The following is a 20244-nucleotide window of genomic DNA, read 5'->3' as shown; positions in this document are numbered from 1 at the left end:
TCCAAAAAAATGGACGCCCGGAGGCGCCCAGAAATCTGGCCGGCGAAAAGGCCGACGACTGTCAGATACCATAAATCAAATGTACGGTTGAGCGACCGAATGCTTGCCGCAACCGCAGCTTTTCTAGTTGCCGTAGGTGAGGATTTTATGACGACCGGCGCGCGGCGCGCATCTGCCCGACCGTTACCGCTGCTCGACAGCGATCCTGTGAGCGGTTATGTCGGAACGATCCTTCGTCTTTTTGCGTTCAGATACAATGATCGTCGACAGCCATTGCCATCTCGATTTTTCCGATTTCGCCGGCGAGACCGACGCGCTCATCGCTCGCGCGGAGGCGGCTGACGTACGGCTTATGGTGACCATCGGCACGCGCATTCGCGACTTTGGCACCGTGCGGGCCATCGCCGAGGCGCATCGCCAGGTCTACTGCACGGTGGGCACTCATCCGCATGAGGCAGAGAAGGAAGCGGACGTTAAGACCGAAGAGCTGGTCGAGCTCGCAGCCCATCCCAAAGTGATCGGCATAGGTGAGGCCGGCCTCGACTATTTCTACGATTCCGCGCCGCGCGATGTCCAGGCCGAGGTCTTCCGCCGGCATATTGCCGCGGCACGGATGACCGGCCTGCCGATCTGCATTCATTCGCGCGATGCCGACGACGACATGGCCTCTATTCTGGAGGAGGAGACGGCGAAAGGCGCTTTCCCGATCCTGCTGCATTGCTTCTCGTCGGGCCGCGAGTTGATGGAGCGGGCGGTGGCGCTCGGCGCCTTCTTCTCCTTCTCCGGCATTCTGACCTTCAAGCGTTCCGATGATCTCAGGGCGATTGCCCGTGACGTGCCCATGGATCGCCTACTGGTCGAGACCGACGCGCCCTATCTGGCGCCGCTGCCCTGGCGCGGCAAGCGCAATGAGCCGGCCTACGTGGCCCACACAGCCAAGGTGCTGGCCGAGGTGAAGGGCGTCGCGCCTGACGAAATGGCGGCGACCACGACGGCCAATTTTGCCCGGCTGTTCGCCAAGGTGCCACGCGAGGTGTTTGCGTCATGACCGGCCGCATGCGCTTTACCGTTCTCGGCTGCGGCGCTTCGCCCGGCGTGCCGCGCATCGGCAATGATTGGGGTGCCTGCGATCCGAAAGAGCCGCGGAACCGCCGTCTGCGGTCCTCGTTGATGGTCGAGCGCATCGGCGAGGATGGAGGTATTACCCGCATCATCGTCGATACCGGTCCTGACTTTCGCGAGCAGGTACTCCGGGCAGGGGTCGGCGAGGCCGACGCGGTGGTCTATACCCACTCGCATGCTGACCACATCCACGGCATCGACGAGCTTCGACAATTCTTCCATAACAGCGGCCATCGCGTGCCGGTTTATGCCGACGAGGCAACGGCGGCTCGGCTGAAAGACGCGTTCGGCTATTGTTTTGAAACACCCCTGGGCTCAGGCTATCCACCCATTGTTTCAGAACATCGCGTCAATGTGGGTGTGGCCTTCTCGATCAGCGGTAAAGGTGGGCCCATCGAGGTGATCCCCTATGCGCAGACGCACGGCGACATCCAAAGTATCGGATATCGCTTCGGAGGGCTCGCCTATTCCTCGGATGTCAGCGCCATTCCTGAGGAAAGCTGGCCGATCATTGAGGGCGCCGACGTGTTCATTGTCGATGCGTTGCGCTATCGGCCGCACGTCAGTCATTTTTCCGTCGATCAGGCCATCGAGGCTGGCCAGAGGGTTGGCGCCCAGCTGATCGTCCTCACCCACATGCATCATGATCTCGACTATCGGACGCTGTCGGCAGACCTGCCGGCCGGGGTGGTGCCGTCCTTTGATGGCATGGTGATCGAAAATGGCAAAGTCGCCGACCTGGCCGTTTGACCGGAATATGGCGACGTTACGGAAATTGGCCGCCACGCCACGTTTTCGCCATCCGTTTAAATTTGCCTGAAATGATCATGAAGAAATAATGTCGCGATTTCAGGCTTTTCGCATGGCTGGCTTGCGCGGCTGATCTTGGTCCCTCTACGACGAAAGTATATATGAGTGGGCAGGGCGATGACGCTGATGCTCCTGTTGGGCACACGTAATTGCTGCCGGTTCGTATCGTTGAGAGAAGTGAAAATCATGTTTGGTCCGCTGAAGAAGGTCGCCCGCGCTCTGCATGTCCCCACCACCGAGGAACGTGAGTTGCGCTACCTGAGCGCCGCCGGTGACCGCATCGAACTCGAATATCGCCAACGCGAAATCGACCGTGGTCTGTTCCGGCGTGGTCCTTTCGGTCTTTGATCGGTAGCCCGCTGAGAGGCGGGTGCTAACCGAGACGAGCATGACGTGTAAGCGCTCCGTGGCCTGAACGGCCGGAGCGCTTTGTCATGTTCGGGCCCGTGGCATTTGTTGCTTGCGACTTCGATAGTTTATCTGAAAGACAGCTATAGATAATCTACAGATCGGTTCCCATGTGGTGCATGGCGGTGTTGCGATATACGCGCTGGTACGGTTAGCAGAAATAGCTATGTTTTAACTCGCAAGAGCAAGAAACGAACGCCGGAACGATGATGATCCCGGCGGCACCCAGAGAAAGGATGCAGCTATGTTTGGTACCCTGAAGAAGGCCCTCCGCTCCGTCAGCACCTCCGAACGCGAGGCTGCCTATCTCAACGAGGCCGGTGATCGCATCGACCTGGAACTTCGTCAGCGCGAAGTCGATCGGGGTCTGTTCCGTCGTAATCGGAACCTCGGTCTTTGAAATAACCGGCTGATAGATAAGAGAATATCGCTGGCGCACTATGGTGCCGGCGTTTGCGGAATGAAGACAACCCGGCGAACCCCAGCGCCGAGGTTATATGGGAGTTCAGTTTCCTGCCCCTCCTGATAAGCGCCCACATGGCTTGATTGCCTGGGCGCTTTTGTCATTTTCCGAGACTGCCGATCGTGGTGGTTCATCGCGCCCCCGGCCGATAACGCGATGGATGTGCTCTTTCAGGAATGCCCTTCTGTGGCCGCTCGAATGGTTAATGCCTCGTTAAGTTGTTTCCGGAGCGGCCGAAGTCCAGTGAAGTTTCTCTGAAGCCGGTCGAAAGAAAATCTGTTGAGACCAATTCGCAGAGCGCATGCGCGTCATGCAACATTCGATCTGGTCCAAATAACAGAATACATTATCTTCATAAGCGTCAGGACAGAGGAACGGATCGCTGGGTCCTGAAGAAAACCGGCGGTTCGTGGATCGAAAGGAAGATAAATGTTCACTCACCTTCGCAAGGCCGCTCGCGCCCTTCGCCCTACTACCGCTGCCGAGCGCGAAGTTGCCTATCTCAACGAGGCCACCGACCGGATCGACCTCGAGTACCGTCAGCGCGCCGTTGACCGTGGGATGTTCCGCAATGCCGGCTTCTGACCGTCGTCACATCGATCCCGTTATCGGGATCGCCCGCCAGTTGCCCCGGACCACGAGCCGCAGGCTCGCAGACGGTCCGGCTCCCCGAGGATTGTGAAACCCGGCCCTCGCGCCGGGTTTCTCGTTTTTGAGCTTCCTTAAGGCCGTCAACCTTCGGTCTTGGCTTGCTGCCAGAGGGCTTCCATCTCCTCGAGTGTCGCATCTTCTGGCCGTCGACCTGCCTCTTCGAGGCTCCGCTCGATGTAGGAAAAGCGTTTCCTGAATTTCTCATTGGTCGCTCGCACCGCCGCCTCCGGATCGATATCGAGATGGCGGCCAAGATTGGCGAGGGCGAACAGCACATCGCCGAGTTCGGCCTCGATGGCTTTGCGTGCCTCGGCCTTATCCGCTTCCCCTTTGTCGGCGCAGTCCATCTCCGCTTCCAGTTCGTCGAGCTCCTCGCGGATCTTGGCGAGCACGGCGCGCGGATCATTCCAGTCGAAGCCGACGGTTCCTGCCTTTTGTTGCAGCTTCACTGCTCTCAGCATCGGCGGCATGGCGATCGACACGGCATCCAGCAGGCCTTTCGGTATCTCGCCGTCATGGCGCGCTGCTTTCTCCGCCTTTTCCTCGGCCTTGATCTTCTCCCACAACCCTCTCACGAGATGCGGCGTGCGCGCCTCCGCTGGCCCGAACACATGTGGGTGGCGGCGGATCATCTTACGCGTTATCGCCTCCACAACGTCCGGAAAGGCGAAGGTCCCTTCCTCCTCGGCTATGCGGGCGTGAAACACCACCTGAAGCAAAAGGTCGCCTAGCTCGTCGCAGATGTCATGGCGGTCGCCACGGGCAATGGCCTCGGCGACTTCGTAGGCTTCTTCGATCGTGTAGGGGGCGATGGTCTCGAAAGTCTGCTGAAGATCCCAGGCACAGCCAGCCTCCGGGTCGCGCAGCCGGGCCATGATGTCGATGAGAGCAGATATGTCGCGGCCGGGCTGCATGGCGGAACTCCTCGGCTGTTTGGGAAGGGTGGGCCGAGACTTCGCGCGCGGGGAAACGCGAGTCAACGCCAAACTCAGGGCATTCTATGGCTTCATGCGCCGAGGTGGGGCGCCAGGAATGCCGGGAGCTCGCTGATGTCGGACAGGCAGGCATCGGCAATCGGGGTGAGTGTCGCCGCGTCGCCGGTGCCGCTCAGGACGCCGATGACGAGGCCCGCGCCGGCTTGGCGGCCCATGTCGATATCGTGGCTGTTATCGCCAACGACTGCGATCTCCGATGGCTGCAGGCCAAGCGCGGCGGCGAAGGCGAGTGCCATGCCGGGACCGGGCTTCACGCCATGACCGCTGTCATAGCCGGCGACGAAAGCGATGTGGTGGGCGAGGCCGAGATGCGCCAGCATCAGGCGAATGGACGCCTCGTTGTCCGACGACGCGATCCCCAGCTTCAGGCCCGCCGTCCGCAGCGCCGAGAAGCAGGCGTCAAGGTTACCGATCGGCACCGAGCCGGTGGCGGACGCTGTGAACAGAGCATCAAGACGGTGGGAGAGATCCTGAAGGGAGAGGGGGCTGCCAGCCTCTACCCAGGCGGAGGCAATCTCGACGGTGTGGGCGGCGGCGAGCAGACTGCCGGGCCGGGTGATCATATTCGCCCTGTCCATGCCACCAAGGCTAAGCAGGCGGTCGGCCAGGTCGTGGTCGCCGGCCGCGGCGATATCGGCGGCGGCCACGTTGATCGGGCCCCAGGTGAGGTGGTAGTCGAGAAGGGTTCCATCCTTGTCGAACAGAACGGCCCGAATCGGCATATCGGATCCTTGCGGATTGATGCGGTCGGCTTTCCTTAATCGGAGCGCACTGCGTCGGCAATCGCGACATCCAGGGAGAGCGGACAGATGGTGCAGGCGGCAGTAACCACGCTCGGCTTCGATGCCGACGACACGCTTTGGCAGAACGAGCAGTTCTTCCGCTACACCGAAGGGCGCTTTCTCGATCTCCTGACTGATTTCGGAGATCGGGCAACGCTGTCGAGCGGGCTTTTTGCCGTCGAAAAACGCAACATTCCCGTCTACGGCTTCGGCATCAAAGGCTTCGTGCTGTCGATGATGGAAACCGCGCTGGAAGTGAGCGCCGGCCGGCTGGATCCCTCAGTGATTGCCGGTGTGCTGACCATGGGACGGGAGATGCTTAACCATCCCGTCGAACTGCTGCCGGAGGTGCGCGAGACGCTGGAGGCACTGGCCGAGCGCTATCCTTTGATCCTGATCACCAAGGGCGATCTGTTCGATCAGGAGCGCAAGCTTACGGCATCTGGCCTCGCCGAGCTGTTTCACGCGGTGGAAATCGTCTCGGAAAAGTCGGCTTCCACCTACGCCCGCGTGTTTGCCGCCCGCGGCGATGGGGCTGACAAGGGACTGATGGTAGGCAATTCGCTGCGCTCCGACATTCTGCCGGCGCTCGAAGCTGGGGCTTTCGCCGTGCATATTCCGCACGATCTGACCTGGACTTACGAGCAGGTGGAAGAGCCGATCGACCATCCTCGGCTCTTCATCGAGTCCCACATTCGAAAAGTTGCGGAAATCGTTGAAAGTATTAATGGAAATGCCGGTTCCTTCAGAGGTTGATTCCGTGACCTGATATGGCGATTCCGGTGGTTCTGGCTGCCTGTTTCCAACTTCATGCATTGATTCAAGTGGCGTGATGGGCCGTCAGCGCTTTCGCGTAAGTATACCAAAGTCGCGCTTTTGCCTTTGCCAAACGCGACGCCCGTGGTAGAGACCACCGCCAACTTCATTCGGTGATGAATGCTTGCCCCGAGTCGCACGAGACGCGATTTCGGACAGGCTTATTTTCATTTCGTCGCCCGCGAGCCCTAGGAGTTGGTCATGGCTTCATTCTTCGTTCCTGCCGCAGGTGGCGAGTTCGCGCTGACCTTCGATGACGTCCTGCTGATGCCGGGCCATTCCGAGGTTCTGCCGGCCGATACCGACGTCCGCACCCGCCTTACCCGCTCCATCGAGCTGAACATTCCGCTGATCTCCTCGGCTATGGATACGGTGACCGAGTCGCGCCTTGCCATCGCCATGGCGCAGGCCGGCGGCATCGGCGTCATCCATCGCAATCTCGATGTCGAGACGCAGGCCGAGCATGTGCGGCAGGTGAAGAAGTTTGAGAGTGGCATGGTGGTCAATCCGGTGGTGATCGGCCCGGAGGCGACTCTGAAGGACGCTCTCGACCTGATGAAGTCGTATAATATCTCAGGTATTCCGGTGGTGGAGAATGCAGGTGACGGCAGTCGCGGTCATGGGCGTCTCGTCGGCATCCTCACCAATCGCGACGTCCGCTTCGCCTCCGATCCCAACCAGCGCGTCTACGAACTGATGACGCGCGAAAATCTCATCACCGTGCGCGAGGGCGTCAGCCACGACGAAGCCAAGCGCCTGCTGCATCAGCACCGCATCGAGAAGCTGCTGGTCGTGGATTCGGCCTATCAGTGCGTCGGCCTGATCACCGTCAAGGACATCGAGAAGGCGCGCCTCAATCCCAATGCTGCCAAGGACGAACAGGGCCGTCTGCGCGTCGCCGCTGCCACCACCGTCGGCGACAAGGGGCACGAGCGCTCGCAGGCGCTGATCGATGCCGGCGTCGACGTCCTGGTGGTCGATACAGCCCACGGCCATTCCGAATATGTGCTGCAGGCCGTCACCAAGGTGAAGAAGCTCTCCAACCACGTGCAGGTGATCGCCGGCAATGTGGCGACCGCTGACGGTACCAAGGCACTGATCGACGCCGGTGCCGACGCGATCAAGGTGGGTATCGGTCCTGGCTCGATCTGCACCACGCGTATCGTCGCCGGCGTCGGCGTGCCACAGCTCACCGCCATCATGGAAGGCGTCTCGGCCGCTCGTGATGCTGGCGTGCCGGTGATTGCCGATGGCGGCATCCGTTTCTCCGGCGACTGCGCCAAGGCGCTGGCCGCCGGCGCCACGGCCTGCATGATCGGCTCGCTTCTGGCCGGCACCGATGAGAGCCCGGGCGAGGTCTATCTCTACCAGGGCCGCAGCTACAAGAGCTATCGCGGCATGGGCTCGGTGGGTGCCATGTCGCGCGGCTCGGCCGATCGCTATTTCCAGGCGGAAGTGCGCGATCAGCTGAAGCTGGTGCCGGAGGGCATCGAGGGGCAGGTGCCGTATAAGGGACCGCTCGGCTCGGTCGTTCATCAGCTGGTGGGGGGCATCCGCGCTGCCATGGGCTATGTGGGGGCGAAGACCATTCCCGATCTGCAGGAGAAGGGCCGGTTCGTGCGCATCTCCTCGGCCGGCATGCGCGAGAGCCACGCCCACGACGTGACCATCACGCGCGAGAGCCCGAACTATCCCGGCGCCGCCTGAGGCGTCTGGGTCGCAAGATACATTTGCTACATCTATCCGTCGGCCGTCGGGCTTGCTCCCGGCGGCCGCCTCATTCATATGTCGGCATCAAGACTGGACGGGTAACCGAAGGATATCGTTATGAGAGACGGTGGCAGGATCGCAGCGGCGATCGAGGTGCTGGGAGATGTCGAGCGCACGCGACGTCCGGTGCAGGACGCGCTGAAGGATTGGGGGCTCACCCACCGCTTTGCCGGGTCGAAAGACCGTAGCGCCATCGGCAATCTGGTATTCGACGTGTTGCGCCGTAAGGCGTCGCTCGCTGCCATCATGGGTTCCGACAGCCCGCGTGCACTGGCGCTGGCCGCCGCCGTGCGCCTGTGGGGACGGAGCGTGACCTCGCTCGACGCGCTATTTACCGAAGACAAGTTCGCTCCTTCAGCGCTCACCGACGACGAGCGTGCGGCGCTTTCGGCAGGAACTGTCCCGACCGACGCACCCGACTGGGTGAAGGGCGATTATCCCGAGTGGCTGGCTGCCTCGCTCGCCCGCGCCTTCGGCGATCGGGTGGTTGAGGAAGGCGAGGCGCTTGCCGGGCGCGCCGACGTCGATCTGCGTGTCAATACCCTGAAGAGCAATCGCGAGCAGGTGCTGGAAGGCCTTACCCACCTGAAGGCCGAGCCATGCCGCTGGTCTCCGGTTGGTATTCGCATCCCGGCGGTCGACGGCGATCTTCGTCCGGGTCATGTCTCGTCCGATCTCGCCTATAAGAGGGGCTGGTTCGAGGTGCAGGATGAGGGCAGCCAGTTGGCCGCTCTGATCGCGGCTTCGGCTGGTGGCCGGCAGGCGGTCGATCTCTGCGCCGGGGCCGGCGGCAAGACGCTGGCGCTGTCGGCGGCGCTCGGCAACCACGGTCAGATCTATGCCTATGACAGCGACAAGCGCCGGTTTGGTGACATCCTCGACCGTATCGATCGCTCCGGCAGCCGCAACATCCAGATCCGAGAGCCGCGTCGCGACCAGGACGTATTGGGTGACCTCGCCGGCAAGAGCGATCTCGTACTGGTCGATGCGCCATGTACCGGTTCGGGCACCTGGCGCCGGCGGCCGGATGCCAAATGGCGCCTGGCTCCCGGCGCGCTGGAAATCCGCCTCAAGGAACAGGCCGCAGTGCTCGACAATGCGGTGCGGCTGGTAAAGGCCGGCGGCCGTATCGTCTACATTACCTGTTCCGTACTGCCGGAGGAGAACGAGGAGCAGATCGCTGCGTTTCTTGCCCGCACGCCGGACTTCTCGCTTGGCGATGCATCAGGTGCTTTTGCGACGGTGACCGGTGTGCCGGCGCCAGACCTCACGCGCCTTGGCCTTGAGGGGCGAGAAGGATCGATGCTTCGCTTGACGCCGGCCCTGACCGGTACGGATGGCTTCTTTGTCGCCATCCTCAATCGGGCAGCCTGACGAGACCAGTTAGGCGCCGGCCGGCTCGGCCGCCGCCGCAGTCTTGCGCTCGCCGGGGCGCAGTGAGCCGGTGAGCGTGAGACTGACGAACAGCACCGGAATGAGGAACATCAGACCGACTCGGATGCCGAAGAATTCGGCAAGGCCGCCGATCACCAGCGGGCCGGCCAGGAAGCCGAGCACATAGATCGCCGAGAGGATGGCGACGTTACCAGCCGGCGTGCCGGGCGTTGCCATGGCGGCGGTCACCGCCAACGGAAAGGCCACGGAAATGCCGAGGCCGATCATGCCGAAGGCCACCGCGCCCATCCAGAAATTGCCGGCGACGGTTAGCAGCAGCGCACCGCCTAGGGCAATCGACACGCATAGACGCGCCAGCACCACCATGCCCAAGCGCTTGCGCAAGGCGTCGCCCATGAACCGGCCGGCCGATAGCAGCGCGGCGAAGGAGGCATAGCCGTAGCCGAGCATGGCGGTCGGCGTTCCCGTCTCGTCGCGTAGAAAGATGCCCGACCAGTCGCCCATCGATCCCTCGGTCACCGCAAAGCCGATGCTGAACAGGCAGACCAGGAGCAGGGCCTTCGGTGGAATGGCAAAGAAGGAGGGCGAGGGCGTATGATCCGCCGCCTTGACCGGCTCCATCGCTGGCAACCGCAAGCCCGCCCAGACCGCAACCGGCAGCACTACCAACACCGACAGCACCAGAGCCTCAGTGACTGTCAGCCCGAAGGTGGCGAGTGTGGCACCGACGAAGCTGCCGACGCCGATGCCGACGCTCCAGAAACCGTGGCAAGTGCTCATGATCAGCCGGCTGGCTTCCGCCTCGATGCGGGCAGCCTCGACATTCATGGCCAGTTCGGCGAGCGCTAGCAGCGCCCCGCAGGAGGCGAGGATCAGGAACAGCGAGGGAACGTTGAAAGCGAGGCCCGGCAGGGTGAGGATCAGTAGCATGCCGGCAAAGGTATAGATCAAAAGGCTGCGGGCGCCGACAGCGTCGCAAATCCGGCCGGCAAATGGCAGGATCATGAGGTTGGATATCGGCATCCCCAAAAGGGCAAGCGCCAGTTCCGCCGGACGGAGGCCGAGGCCGGCCTGTACCTCGGGGATGCGGGAGAGCCAGTTTCCGAAGACGAGTGGCTCCAAGAAAAAGATCAGCATGATCAGGCGGACTTGAGTCATTGGAGCACCAACCTCAGAATCGATTCAACCGACGTTTACAGCCAATATCGGCCATTCGCCAGACGGCGTGAGAACATTGATTGCAGAGACTGTGATGATCGCATCTGTCGCCGGCAAAATGTGTCAGGAGTCGCCGGCTGAATGCAATCGGACGGTCAGTCGATGGCGACGATCACATGACTGGCGTCGAACAGTGCGAAGGCGGGAGCACCTTCCTGGAGCGACAAAGTATCGACCGAGCGGGCGGTGATCGAGGCGATCAGCGACTTGCCGCCGCCGACATCGAGCACCACTTCGGCATTGACCGCACCACGCTCGATGCGGGCGATGCGGCCGGCAATGCAGTTGGCGACGGAGATGGCCGGCCGCTCAATGCCGGGAGCGATCATCACGAACGGCGCCTTGATGAGTACAATGGCCTCACGCCCGACAACCAGGCCAAGATCCTTGAGGCTGCCGGCGGTGACGGTGGCGCGGATGGTGGTCTCGTTCGATACGGCGACACCGATGTCGGCGTTCAGGGTATCGGCATCGATGGAGACGATGGTGCCGCGAAGAGCATTGCGCGCCGAGGTTCGCATGAAATAACCCGAGAAGAGGTTGAGGGGAGAAATGCCGCTGCCGGCGAGGTCGGGCTCGATCAGGCGGACGACGCGGGCCATTTCCGCTTCCATACGCCGATAAGCTTCGATCACCTTGGTGCCGGCTGGAGTCAGCGTGGCGCCACCGCCGGCCTTGCCGCCGGTGCGCGTTTCGAGCATCGGCTGGCCGAACAGGTTGGAAAGGGCATCAATCCAGTCCCAGGCCGCTTTGTAGGTGATGCCGACCTCCTTGGCTCCCGCCGAAATGCTTCCCTCGCGGGCGACCGCTTCCAAGAGACGAACACGGTCGCTATTCACTGACGACGGGCCGTCGCTCTTGAGAGTGATCGAGGCATTGATCGGCATAGCGGACCGTTCCTTTTGCCGGCGGCCTTAAGCCGGCCCTTCGTTCTAGCCCTTGGGGATGACGAGCGAAACTGTCGCCTATTCGGCGGCAAGCGCATTCCTGAGCCGTCGGATCACCCTGGAGCGCGCTTTCTCATCCGCTGCCTTACCGATTTCCGACTGGATATCAAGAAGGAGCCCCTGGAAGTCGTTATGCCAATCAGTGCGGCCAGCCTGCAATGGGTCGATGCGCGGCTTTCTGGTGGTATCGACAATTTCAACGGCGGTCGCGTGGCCGAGCCGGTAGGAGGTATCGAGCCGCGGGTCGACAAGGTGTTCTTGAGGCAGATTCTCGGAAAGCCGCACCCTCAGGCCTCCAATGGCTTTCTCCTCGCCATGTACCATGAAGACGGTGCCAGACACCGGCAGCCGTTTCCTGAGCCAGGCGGCCAGTTCCGGGCCATCCGCGTGACCGCTATAAAGATCCAGCTTGCGGATACGGGCGCGGACGTCGATCTGCTCGCCTTTCATGCGAACCACCGGTGCGCCGTCGGCGAGCAAACGTCCGAGCGTGCCAACCGCCTGATAGCCAACCAGCAGCACCGTCGCCTCGGAGCGCCACAGCCAGTTGCGCAGACGATGGCGGATACGACCGGCCTCACACATGCCGGACGCCGAGATGACAATATGGAACCCGTGCATCTGGTCGAGTGCCATCGATTGTTCGACGCTTTCGGTGAAGCGGACGTGCGGCGAGGCGAAGGCGCGTAGCAGCAGGTCGCCGTTATCGAGCGTGCGCGCGTAGGAGCGAAAGATCTGGCTCGCCCGATTGGCTAGCGGAGAGTCGATAATGATGGGGCAGGGCGGCACTTGGCCTGTCTCGAACAGATGGACGAGGTCGGCAAGCAGCTCCTGCGTGCGCTCGACGGCGAAGGAAGGGATGAGCAGCACACCGTCCGGGTTGATTGCCGCCCGCACCTCGTCGCGCAGCTCCGCCCGACGGCGAGCCTCGGTCACTTCCTGACGGTCGATATCGCCGTAGGTGGATTCCATCACCACATGATCCCAGCCAGCCGGAGCTTCTGGTTCCGACTGCAAGAGCTTGTTGTCCGGTCCGAGATCGCCCGAAAATAGGATCCGCACCGGCCGGTCGCCGCCGGTCGCTTCAAGCTCGACCGATGCCGAACCGAGCAGGTGGCCGGCATTCCAGAATCGAAAGCGAAAACCCAGTGCCGCATCCCGCCATTCGCCGAGCTGCGCCGGCCGCATCTGCCGCACAGCCTCCATGGCATCAAGCAGCGTATAAATCGGCGTCACTTCCTGTCGACCACGCCGTTTGTTGCGACGATTGAGCTGTTCCACTTCCATCTCCTGGATGTGGGCGGAATCGGGCAGCATCACCTTGCAGAGATCGATCGTCGGCGCTGAAGCGAAGATTGGGCCTTTGAACCCATCCTTGACGAGTTTCGGAATGAGACCGGAATGGTCGATGTGAGCGTGCGTCAGAATCAAGGCGTCGATAGCATGCGGATCAAAGGGAAAGGCGCGATAGTTGAGCTCCTTCTCGGTCTTGGAACCTTGGAACATGCCGCAGTCGATCAGGATCCGATGTCCGCCAGACTCGACCATGTGACAGGAACCGGTGACGGTCTCCGCGGCACCATGAAATGTGATGACGGGTTGGCTGGGCATCAGAACACCTCGGATAACGATGGCCGACGGCTTGCCGGCGCTCCCTTCATACTGGTGGCTTCGACTGGCTTGGCAAGGCGGCTTAAGGACCAACTTGCGTTATTTAGGCTTTACGGAGCCTTAGCCTCCCTGTGAGAAAATGATGGCATGTCGCGGAGTTTCGCCCGCGCGAGGAGGCCGACATGGCGACCGCCAGCACAACCGACCGCGACGAAGCGGAGCCGAAGATTGCGTCAGCGCGGCCGAGCCGCACCGCCCACCTGCCGTTCCCGCTGTTCTCGGCACCGATGGGGATTGGCGGTCTCGGTCTGGCCTGGCGCGAGGCGACGGCATATTTCGGTATGCCGTCCTTCCCGGGCGAGGCGCTGCTGTCGGTAGCGGCGCTGGTCTGGGGCCTGCTGACGCTCCTTCTGATCTGGAGGGAGATTCGTCATCCACGCGCGCTATTTGCCGACCTTGGTCATCCGGCCCGTGCCGCCTTTGCCGGAGCCTTCACCATCGGCCTGATGATGATCTCGGCCATGCTGATTCCAACGCAACCCGTCGCCGCCTTCTGGGCCTGGACGATTGCGGTGACGCTACATCTTCTGGTGGCGCTACTCACGGTGCGCGGCCTTATGCTGACGCCACGCAACGACCCGATGTCGCTGATGCCGCCGACGCTGATTCCGCTGGTCGGCATGCTGCTGGCGCCGGTATTCGGCGTCCGGCTGGGCCTCGTCATGCCCTCGTGGCTGCTGTTCGGCATCGGTATGATTTTCTGGTTGACCGTGCAGCCGCTGTTGTTCCAGCGGATCGCGGCCGGTCCGGCTTTTCCCGATAAGCTGAAGCCGACGCTGGTGCTGTTTCTGGCGCCGCCATCGGTCGCTTTCCTGTCGCTGGTGGCGCTTCAGGGCAAGGTCGATTGGCCGGCGTTGGCCCTGTTCGGCTATGCAGCTTTTCTCGCCCTGGTGTTCCTCACTATCTTGCCGCGCTTCTTGAAAGCGCCGCTGGCGCTTTCCTGGTGGAGCTACACCTTCCCGGCAGCCGCCTTTACCGTGGCGCTATTCACGCTGGTACGGGCCTATCCCTTTCCCTATGCCGACTGGCTGCTGTGGGCGCAGCTTTCACTTGCCACACTCCTGGTGCTGGTCGTGGTGTTGGCGACGTTGCTGGGGCTCGCCAACGGCAAGCTGTTCGTTTCGGATTGAGCAGCTATGTCCGGACGATTGGTCGTTGCCTCTAGGTAATTGAATGGATAAGGCTTCGGGGCCGACAGGCCTTTCCGGAGCCGTTCATGGTCAAGTCCATCATCATCGATACCGATCCGTCGCCAGACGATGCTGTCGCCTTCCTGATGGCGCTCGGTTCGCCAAACGAACTCGAGCTTTTGGCGATCACGACGGTCGGTGGAAACGTGCCACTTTACCACACCACCCGCAACGCGCTGAAGGCGTTGGAGTTGGTGGAGCGGACCGCCGACGTTCCGGTGTATGCCGGTGCCGCCGGGCCGATCGTGCGTGTGCTGGAGACCGCGGAATACGTGCACGGCGCGACCGGTTTCGAAGGCTATGATCTGCCAGATCCGGTGGCGACAGCTGCGGAAGGGTTTGCACCCGACAAGATCGTCGAACTCGTCATGTCGCGGCCAGAGAAGACGGTGACGCTCTGCTGTCTCGCACCGCTCACCAACATCGCTCTGGCCATGGCGAGGGAGCCTCGCCTTGCGGAGCGCCTGGAAGGCATCGTGCTGATGGGGGGCGCCCGTTCCGAGGGGGGCAACGTCACGCCCGCCGCCGAGTATAACATCTATGTCGATCCGGAAGCGGCGAAGAAGGTGTTTGAATGCGGTGCACCGATCGTCATGATCCCGCTCGACTGCACCCATACGGCGCTGACCAAGAAGCCCCGTCTCGACAAGCTGCGCGCCATGGGCGGGCCGCATATGGAGGCCTTCTACCATCTTCTGGAGTGGAACAAGCGCTTCGACGAAAAGGCTTGGGGCATGGACGGCGGGCCGCTGCACGACCCGACCGTCACGGCCTACCTGTTGAAGCCCGAGCTGTTCAGAGGACGTCTCGTCAATGTCGAAATCTCCTGTGACGAGCTGACACGCGGCATGACGGTGGTCGACTGGCATTCGGTGACCAGCCGACCCAGGAACGCCCTGGTTCTGACCGAGATCGATGCCGACGGCTATTTCGATCTCGTCATCGAGCGGCTTTACGCGGCGCGCAAAGTCTGACGGACATGCCCTCCGATGGCGTCGATCCGCTTCATGCGGCGGCGCGGGCCTCCACGCGACGGATCAGCGCCAAGGCTTCGCCGGGCGGCTTGCGCTCGACCCGCCGATACTCACGTCCGTCGAGCGTTCGAACAAGCAGGCCGACGTCGATCATGGCGCGCCGGATCAGGGCGTGGTCGCCAAAGAGATGGTTGTTGCGGATGACCACGCTGACGTCGAATTCGCTGTAGACGTTCCCCGCCTGAAGGCGCGTCCAGATTACCCAGAGCGCGAGGCATTGGTGACCGTAGCGCGATGGCCAGCGGATAAGCCGTCCCTCGCCGTCGAAGTGGCCGGATACCCTCTCGACAAGCGCGTAATCGACAGGCTCCTGCGCGCAGGGCGGCTCGGCAAGACGCTCTTCGGCCAGACAAGCGGCTCGGAAATGCTGAAAATTCCGGTAGCCAACGCCACGCGCCAGCATATTCAGAAGCTGCACATGCCCGGGCTTGCCGTCGATAAGCCCAAGTTCGCGGCCGAGTGTTTTGGCAAGCGCCGACATGTCGGGTGCGATGAAGGGTAAGATGTCTCTGGACATGATCTATCCTCGAACGTGCCGATCATTGCTGATTGTCGCTGGTCGCTGGCTTGCGGCGGGGCACGGGACGAGTGTCCGTCGAGTTTGCTTGGAAATTGGCAGGTTTAGCTTCCCCAGGGGGACAGCGACGCCTTGGTGAACTGCCGACCAAGCGTTTCCTTAGCTCTGATTGCCCTCGGAAACAAGCCGATCGGCCTGAAGGTCCGCACCGCTCGCACTTTCGTGCAGCATCATATGCGCCAGCGCGTCAGCATCCACCGGTCGTCCAAGGGCGTAGCCTTGCAGTATCTGACAGCCAAGATCCGCCAAAATGTCGGCTTGTTCCATGGTTTCGACACCCTCGGCCACGACTCCGATGCCTTTCGTTCGTGCGATCTCGACGATGGCGCGGATGAGCTGGCGCTGGGCAAAGGAGGAGGAAACGGCTGCGGTGAGTTGGCGAGCGATCTTGAGACGGTTCGGTTGTAGCCGCATCAGGCTGACGATCGACGCATAGCCGGTGCCGAAGTCATCGATCTCGATTTCTATGCCCAGTTCCTTGAGAGAGCGAATATTGTCGGCAACCGTCTCGTCGGTGTCGTCGAGATAGATCGCCTCGGTCAGCTCGAATGACAGCGTTCCCGGTTGGATCGCCATCGTCCGGAGCGTATCGACAAGGCGCTCGTCGCGCAGCCTGCCCATCGAAACATTGACCGCAATTTTCGGGACCAGCAGGCCGGCGGCGGCCCAGCGCAGACGATGATTGAGCGCGGTCTCCAAGACAAGATGATCGAGAACGGGCAGGGCGTTGATGTCCTCAGCCACTTTGAGGAAGCGGGGAGGCGCGACAAGCCCTTCGGTTGGATGGTTCCAGCGGACCAACGCTTCGAGGCCAACGACCTCGCGTGTCTGCGCATCGAACTGCTGCTGGTAATGGGCTGTGAACTGCCCTTCCTCGATGCCGGTCAGTATTTGGTCCGCCAAGCGTTTGGCAGTGACGACCTCGGCCTCCAAAGCCCTGGTGAAAAATTCGAAGCGATTGCGTCCGAGTTTCTTGGCCCGGTAGAGTGCGATGTCGGCGTCGATCAGCAGCTTGGACGGTTGGCTGTCGCGGAGGCCGGAGCAGGCGATGCCGATGGACAAGCCGCTGCGGCAGCGGATTTCACCCAAGTCGATCGGGTGGCGGAAGCCGGCAATCAGGTCACCGGCCAATGCACGGGCGAGCGCTTCCGGTTCTTCGCTGATACAGATGGCCACGAACTCGTCGCCGCCGATACGAGCTACGATGTCATCGGGCCTAAACACGGTGCGCATCAGGTTGGCAGCGTGCTGGAGTAAATAGTCGCCCGCCGCGTGCCCATAGGCATCGTTGACCTGTTTGAAACGATCGAGATCGATATGCAGGATCGCGATCCGGGCGGTGCCTGCCGGTGCGTTGGATTCCAAGCGGTCGAGCTGATTCATCAGATAGCGGCGATTCGGCAGACCTGTGAGTTCGTCGTGTAACGAGGTGTGCCGAACGCGACGGTTGGCTTCCTCCAGCTGACTGTTGCGGGCCTCTGCCAGTCTCTTGGCCTCGCTGAGTTCGTCCAGATTGCGCCGCCGCTCGGCGTAGAGGTGACTGGTGACGAAGATCGGCACAACGACCAGCGCACCGATGAAAATGATCATCAACCTGAACACGATGATATTGGGCGGTGCCGGCCAGCCGCCTTTGGGGGTCGCGGCCAGTTCCCAGGTGCCGCCGGGAATGCTGACCATGGTGACCAGCGGGCTGTGCGTCAGCACGTTCTCCGACCCGAAGAAAATCTCGCCATCTGAGCCTTTGCCGTCACGCCCGCGTATCATCAAATCGAGATCGAAATCGGCGGCTGTAATGCCGCTGTTGGCATAGAGGCGGTCGACGTCGATCACCGCCGAGACAATTCCCCAGAAAATGGGGGGCTCGTCGTGTCGATTGATCTGGACGGGAAAGCGTCCGACGATGCCAATGCCGCCTTGAACCAGTTGCAGTGGGCCTGCCATCACCAGCCGGCCGGTTGCTCGTGCGCGCAAGACGGCATCTCGCTGAGATGGCGTGCTGGCATAGTCGAGCCCCACCACCTTCTCATTGCCAACGAGCGGGTAGACCATGCGGACGACCATGTCCGGCGCGGCGGCGATCAGGCGAAGATCGGAGCCGGTTGCCAGAAGATGCTCGATGAGATTGGCGAACTCCGTCTCGCCTAGGGTCGGGCGGGTGGCGAAGGCCGCCACGACGCCACGGCCGATCTGGATGTCGCGACTGATGTTGCCTTCAAGACGCGCGCGGATGACGGACAGGCGATCGGCGACGGTTGCCCGGGCATGCTGTTCGAATATCTGTCGGTTCTGATAATCCGCCAGCAGGCCGAGCAAACCGACGGCGATCAGCGCGATCAGCGCAGGCAAGCTGGCGGGCCGCACAACCCACCCGATAGTGCGCCGCAAAATCTGAAGCAGCCGGCCAGGAGCCATCATGTGCTTTCCAGAAGAGTCGCTGCTTCTGTATAAGCCAGATTTTCCTTTTGTAATTATTACTGCTGCAGCAAATACTTCTTCCGGTTGATAACGCTCCGTCGTTACGCAAATTTCCGGGCGTCAACCGAGCCAGTCGGCGAGCTCGACGAGAGCGCGGCGGCAGATCGCCTGACGTTTCGCGATAGTCTTCTCATTGCCCCGTAACCGCTGCCCGGGTTCGCGCGGCACCTCGATGGGTGGGAACAGCCCGAAGTTGACGTTCATCGGCTGGAAGGAACGGGGCGCTCCCTCGGTTTCGGCTGAAATATGCCCGCCAGTGATATGTCCGAGCAGGGCGCCAAGCGCGGTTGTTGGCGGTGGCGGGGTGGCAACAGCGCCAAGTCGCTCGGCGGCGGCGAAGCGGCCCGCCAGAAGGCCGACCGAGGCCGACTCGACATAGCCTTCGCAACCGGTCACCTGTCCCGCGAATCTAAGGCGCGGCGCCGCCTTAAGACGCAGAACTGGATCGAGCAGGCGCGGGCTATCGAGATAGGTATTGCGGTGAAGACCGCCGAGCCGGGCGAATTCCGCCTTTTCCAGGCCCGGAATCATTCGAAAGATCTCTGCCTGGGCACCGTATTTCAGCTTCGTCTGGAAGCCGACCATGTTGTAGAGCGTGCCAAGGGCGTTGTCCTGGCGGAGCTGGACGATGGCATAGGACTTCACGGTGGGGTCGCGAGGGTTGGTCAAGCCGACCGGTTTCATCGGTCCATGACGCAATGTCTCGCGGCCTCGTTCGGCCATCACCTCGATCGGCAGGCAACCATCGAAATAGGGCGTCTTCTCGAAATCCTTGAACTCCGTCTTGTCGCCGGCAAGCAGCGCGTCGATAAAGGCTTCATATTGGTCGCGATCCAGCGGACAGTTGATGTAGTCGGCGCCGGTACCGCCGGGGCCGGGCTTGTCGTAGCGCGACTGGAACCACGCCTTTTCCATATCGATGCTGTCGAAATGGACGATCGGTGCGATGGCGTCGAAGAATGCGAGCGAGGCGGCGCCCGTGGTGGCGCGAATGGCATCGGCAAGTGACGGCGAGGTTAGCGGGCCGGTGGCGACGATCGCATCGCCCCAATCTTCGGGCGGCAGGCCGTCGACCTCACCTTCGATTACGGTGACCAGCGGATGGGCGCGCAGTGTGGCCGTGACCTTTTCCGAGAAAGCCTCGCGATCGACGGCCAACGCGCCCCCTGCGGGAACCTTGTTGGTGTCGGCCGAAGCCATGATCAACGAACCGGCGCGACGCATCTCTTCGTGCAGCAAGCCGACAGCATTGTTCTCGTGATCGTCGGAGCGGAAAGAATTGGAGCACACCAGCTCGGCGAAGCCGCCAGTCTTGTGCGCTTCCGTGCCACGACGCGGGCGCATTTCATGAAGAACGACCGGAATTCCGCGAGAGACGAGCTGCCAGGCGGCTTCCGAGCCGGCAAGGCCGGCGCCGACGATATGAACGGGGGCGGGGGTCTGTTGGGTCATGGCGGGGGGATAGCACGTCCGTCGAGCGCGTGCAGCGGTTTTCCTGACGGCTGTCCGGAGCGATGGGCTTCAAATGGGGAGCACCTCCAAAATGCAAACGCCCACCGGGGGAGGAGATCCGGTGGGCGCTGCAATTTTCTGTAGACGGCATGGGAGGAGGTATGCCGCTACAGCTAACCTACGATGCGGGAGGAGGTGCATCGTAGGACGACCGCAGCAAGGGAGGAGGATTGCTGCGATCAAACCGACAATGCCCAGGGAGGAGGACGGGCAGGTCGGTACTCACAAATCCGGCGAAATGGTCCTGGGAGGAGGAAAGGACCATCGTCGCCTAACAGAAAGATGGGGGAGGAGGACCATCTTTCCAAGACACCGGCCGGAGGGAGGAGGAACCGGCAGGGTGTCTATCAGGGTCGCCGCGGAACTGGGAGGAGGATAGTTCGGCAGGCGAGCCTAATTTCGTGG

18 protein-coding genes are annotated in these 20244 nt (G+C 62.0%); 10 read left to right on the top strand and 8 right to left on the bottom strand.

Annotation, left to right across the window (positions count from 1 at the left end):
- Positions 1–256: 256 nt before the first annotated feature.
- The 5 genes from G522_RS0112140 to G522_RS29560 all read left to right on the top strand — a co-directional run bounded on the left by G522_RS0112140 (position 257) and on the right by G522_RS29560 (position 3388).
- On the top strand, positions 257–1048 hold the full coding sequence (locus G522_RS0112140) for a TatD family hydrolase (protein WP_026791285.1): 792 nt from the start codon (positions 257–259) through the stop codon (positions 1046–1048).
- Entirely contained in the window at positions 1045–1872 is an 828-nt protein-coding gene (locus tag G522_RS0112135) for an MBL fold metallo-hydrolase (RefSeq protein WP_026791284.1), read from the top strand. The genes G522_RS0112140 and G522_RS0112135 overlap by 4 nt, the downstream gene beginning before the upstream one ends.
- 246 nt (positions 1873–2118) lie before the next feature.
- Positions 2119–2280, top strand: coding sequence for a DUF3563 domain-containing protein (locus tag G522_RS29570; protein ID WP_084633145.1), 162 nt, complete (start codon positions 2119–2121; stop codon positions 2278–2280).
- Between the two features lie 304 nt (positions 2281–2584).
- On the top strand, positions 2585–2740 hold the full coding sequence (locus G522_RS29565; protein WP_084633144.1) for a DUF3563 family protein: 156 nt from the start codon (positions 2585–2587) through the stop codon (positions 2738–2740).
- A gap of 492 nt (positions 2741–3232) precedes the next feature.
- A complete protein-coding gene (locus tag G522_RS29560) occupies positions 3233–3388 on the top strand; it encodes a DUF3563 family protein (RefSeq protein WP_084633143.1) in 156 nt (51 codons plus the stop codon).
- A 146-nt stretch (positions 3389–3534) separates the two neighbouring features.
- Here the strand turns inward: G522_RS29560 and mazG are convergent, their stop codons facing one another.
- Positions 3535–4368 carry a nucleoside triphosphate pyrophosphohydrolase gene (mazG, locus tag G522_RS0112115; protein ID WP_026791283.1) on the bottom strand — a complete coding sequence of 278 codons (834 nt, stop codon included), beginning with the start codon at positions 4366–4368 and terminating at the stop codon, positions 3535–3537.
- Between the two features lie 92 nt (positions 4369–4460).
- Complete coding sequence (locus G522_RS0112110) at positions 4461–5171, bottom strand: HAD family hydrolase (RefSeq protein ID WP_026791282.1); 711 nt, start codon at positions 5169–5171, stop codon at positions 4461–4463.
- Positions 5172–5258: 87 nt separating this feature from the next.
- Here G522_RS0112110 and G522_RS0112105 point away from each other — a divergent pair, with 87 nt between their 5' ends.
- The 3 genes from G522_RS0112105 to G522_RS0112095 all read left to right on the top strand — a co-directional run bounded on the left by G522_RS0112105 (position 5259) and on the right by G522_RS0112095 (position 9191).
- The gene (locus G522_RS0112105; protein WP_026791281.1) at positions 5259–5987 is read left to right on the top strand and encodes an HAD family hydrolase; all 729 of its coding nucleotides are present in this window, start codon (positions 5259–5261) and stop codon (positions 5985–5987) included.
- Between the two features lie 261 nt (positions 5988–6248).
- Positions 6249–7754 carry an IMP dehydrogenase gene (guaB, locus tag G522_RS0112100; protein ID WP_026791280.1) on the top strand — a complete coding sequence of 502 codons (1506 nt, stop codon included), beginning with the start codon at positions 6249–6251 and terminating at the stop codon, positions 7752–7754.
- Between the two features lie 120 nt (positions 7755–7874).
- Entirely contained in the window at positions 7875–9191 is a 1317-nt protein-coding gene (locus G522_RS0112095; protein ID WP_026791279.1) for an RsmB/NOP family class I SAM-dependent RNA methyltransferase, read from the top strand.
- A gap of 9 nt (positions 9192–9200) precedes the next feature.
- On the opposite strand, the gene G522_RS0112090 is transcribed toward G522_RS0112095, so the two are convergent.
- The 3 genes from G522_RS0112090 to G522_RS0112080 all read right to left on the bottom strand — a co-directional run bounded on the left by G522_RS0112090 (position 9201) and on the right by G522_RS0112080 (position 12988).
- The gene (locus G522_RS0112090; protein ID WP_026791278.1) at positions 9201–10370 is read right to left on the bottom strand and encodes an MFS transporter; all 1170 of its coding nucleotides are present in this window, start codon (positions 10368–10370) and stop codon (positions 9201–9203) included.
- A gap of 155 nt (positions 10371–10525) precedes the next feature.
- A complete protein-coding gene (locus tag G522_RS0112085) occupies positions 10526–11317 on the bottom strand; it encodes a TOBE domain-containing protein (protein WP_026791277.1) in 792 nt (263 codons plus the stop codon).
- Between the two features lie 78 nt (positions 11318–11395).
- Positions 11396–12988, bottom strand: a complete 1593-nt coding sequence (locus tag G522_RS0112080; protein WP_026791276.1) for an MBL fold metallo-hydrolase — start codon at positions 12986–12988, stop codon at positions 11396–11398.
- A gap of 182 nt (positions 12989–13170) precedes the next feature.
- Here G522_RS0112080 and G522_RS0112075 point away from each other — a divergent pair, with 182 nt between their 5' ends.
- A complete protein-coding gene (locus G522_RS0112075; RefSeq protein ID WP_026791275.1) occupies positions 13171–14178 on the top strand; it encodes an SLAC1 anion channel family protein in 1008 nt (335 codons plus the stop codon).
- 86 nt (positions 14179–14264) lie between these two features.
- The gene (locus G522_RS0112070; RefSeq protein ID WP_026791274.1) at positions 14265–15212 is read left to right on the top strand and encodes a nucleoside hydrolase; all 948 of its coding nucleotides are present in this window, start codon (positions 14265–14267) and stop codon (positions 15210–15212) included.
- Positions 15213–15243: 31 nt separating this feature from the next.
- On the opposite strand, the gene G522_RS0112065 is transcribed toward G522_RS0112070, so the two are convergent.
- The 3 genes from G522_RS0112065 to trmFO all read right to left on the bottom strand — a co-directional run bounded on the left by G522_RS0112065 (position 15244) and on the right by trmFO (position 19779).
- A complete protein-coding gene (locus G522_RS0112065; RefSeq protein ID WP_026791273.1) occupies positions 15244–15789 on the bottom strand; it encodes a DUF2087 domain-containing protein in 546 nt (181 codons plus the stop codon).
- A 159-nt stretch (positions 15790–15948) separates the two neighbouring features.
- Positions 15949–18267 carry a putative bifunctional diguanylate cyclase/phosphodiesterase gene (locus G522_RS26565; RefSeq protein ID WP_051228567.1) on the bottom strand — a complete coding sequence of 773 codons (2319 nt, stop codon included), beginning with the start codon at positions 18265–18267 and terminating at the stop codon, positions 15949–15951.
- 120 nt (positions 18268–18387) lie between these two features.
- A complete protein-coding gene (gene trmFO, locus G522_RS0112055) occupies positions 18388–19779 on the bottom strand; it encodes a methylenetetrahydrofolate--tRNA-(uracil(54)-C(5))-methyltransferase (FADH(2)-oxidizing) TrmFO (RefSeq protein ID WP_026791272.1) in 1392 nt (463 codons plus the stop codon).
- Positions 19780–20244: the final 465 nt, after the last annotated feature.

The organism is Pleomorphomonas oryzae DSM 16300 (genome assembly GCF_000422965.1).
GTDB lineage: Bacteria > Pseudomonadota > Alphaproteobacteria > Rhizobiales > Pleomorphomonadaceae > Pleomorphomonas > Pleomorphomonas oryzae.
The sequence above is the reverse complement of the archived record's forward strand: the minus strand, read 5'-3'. Positions and strand labels throughout refer to the sequence as shown.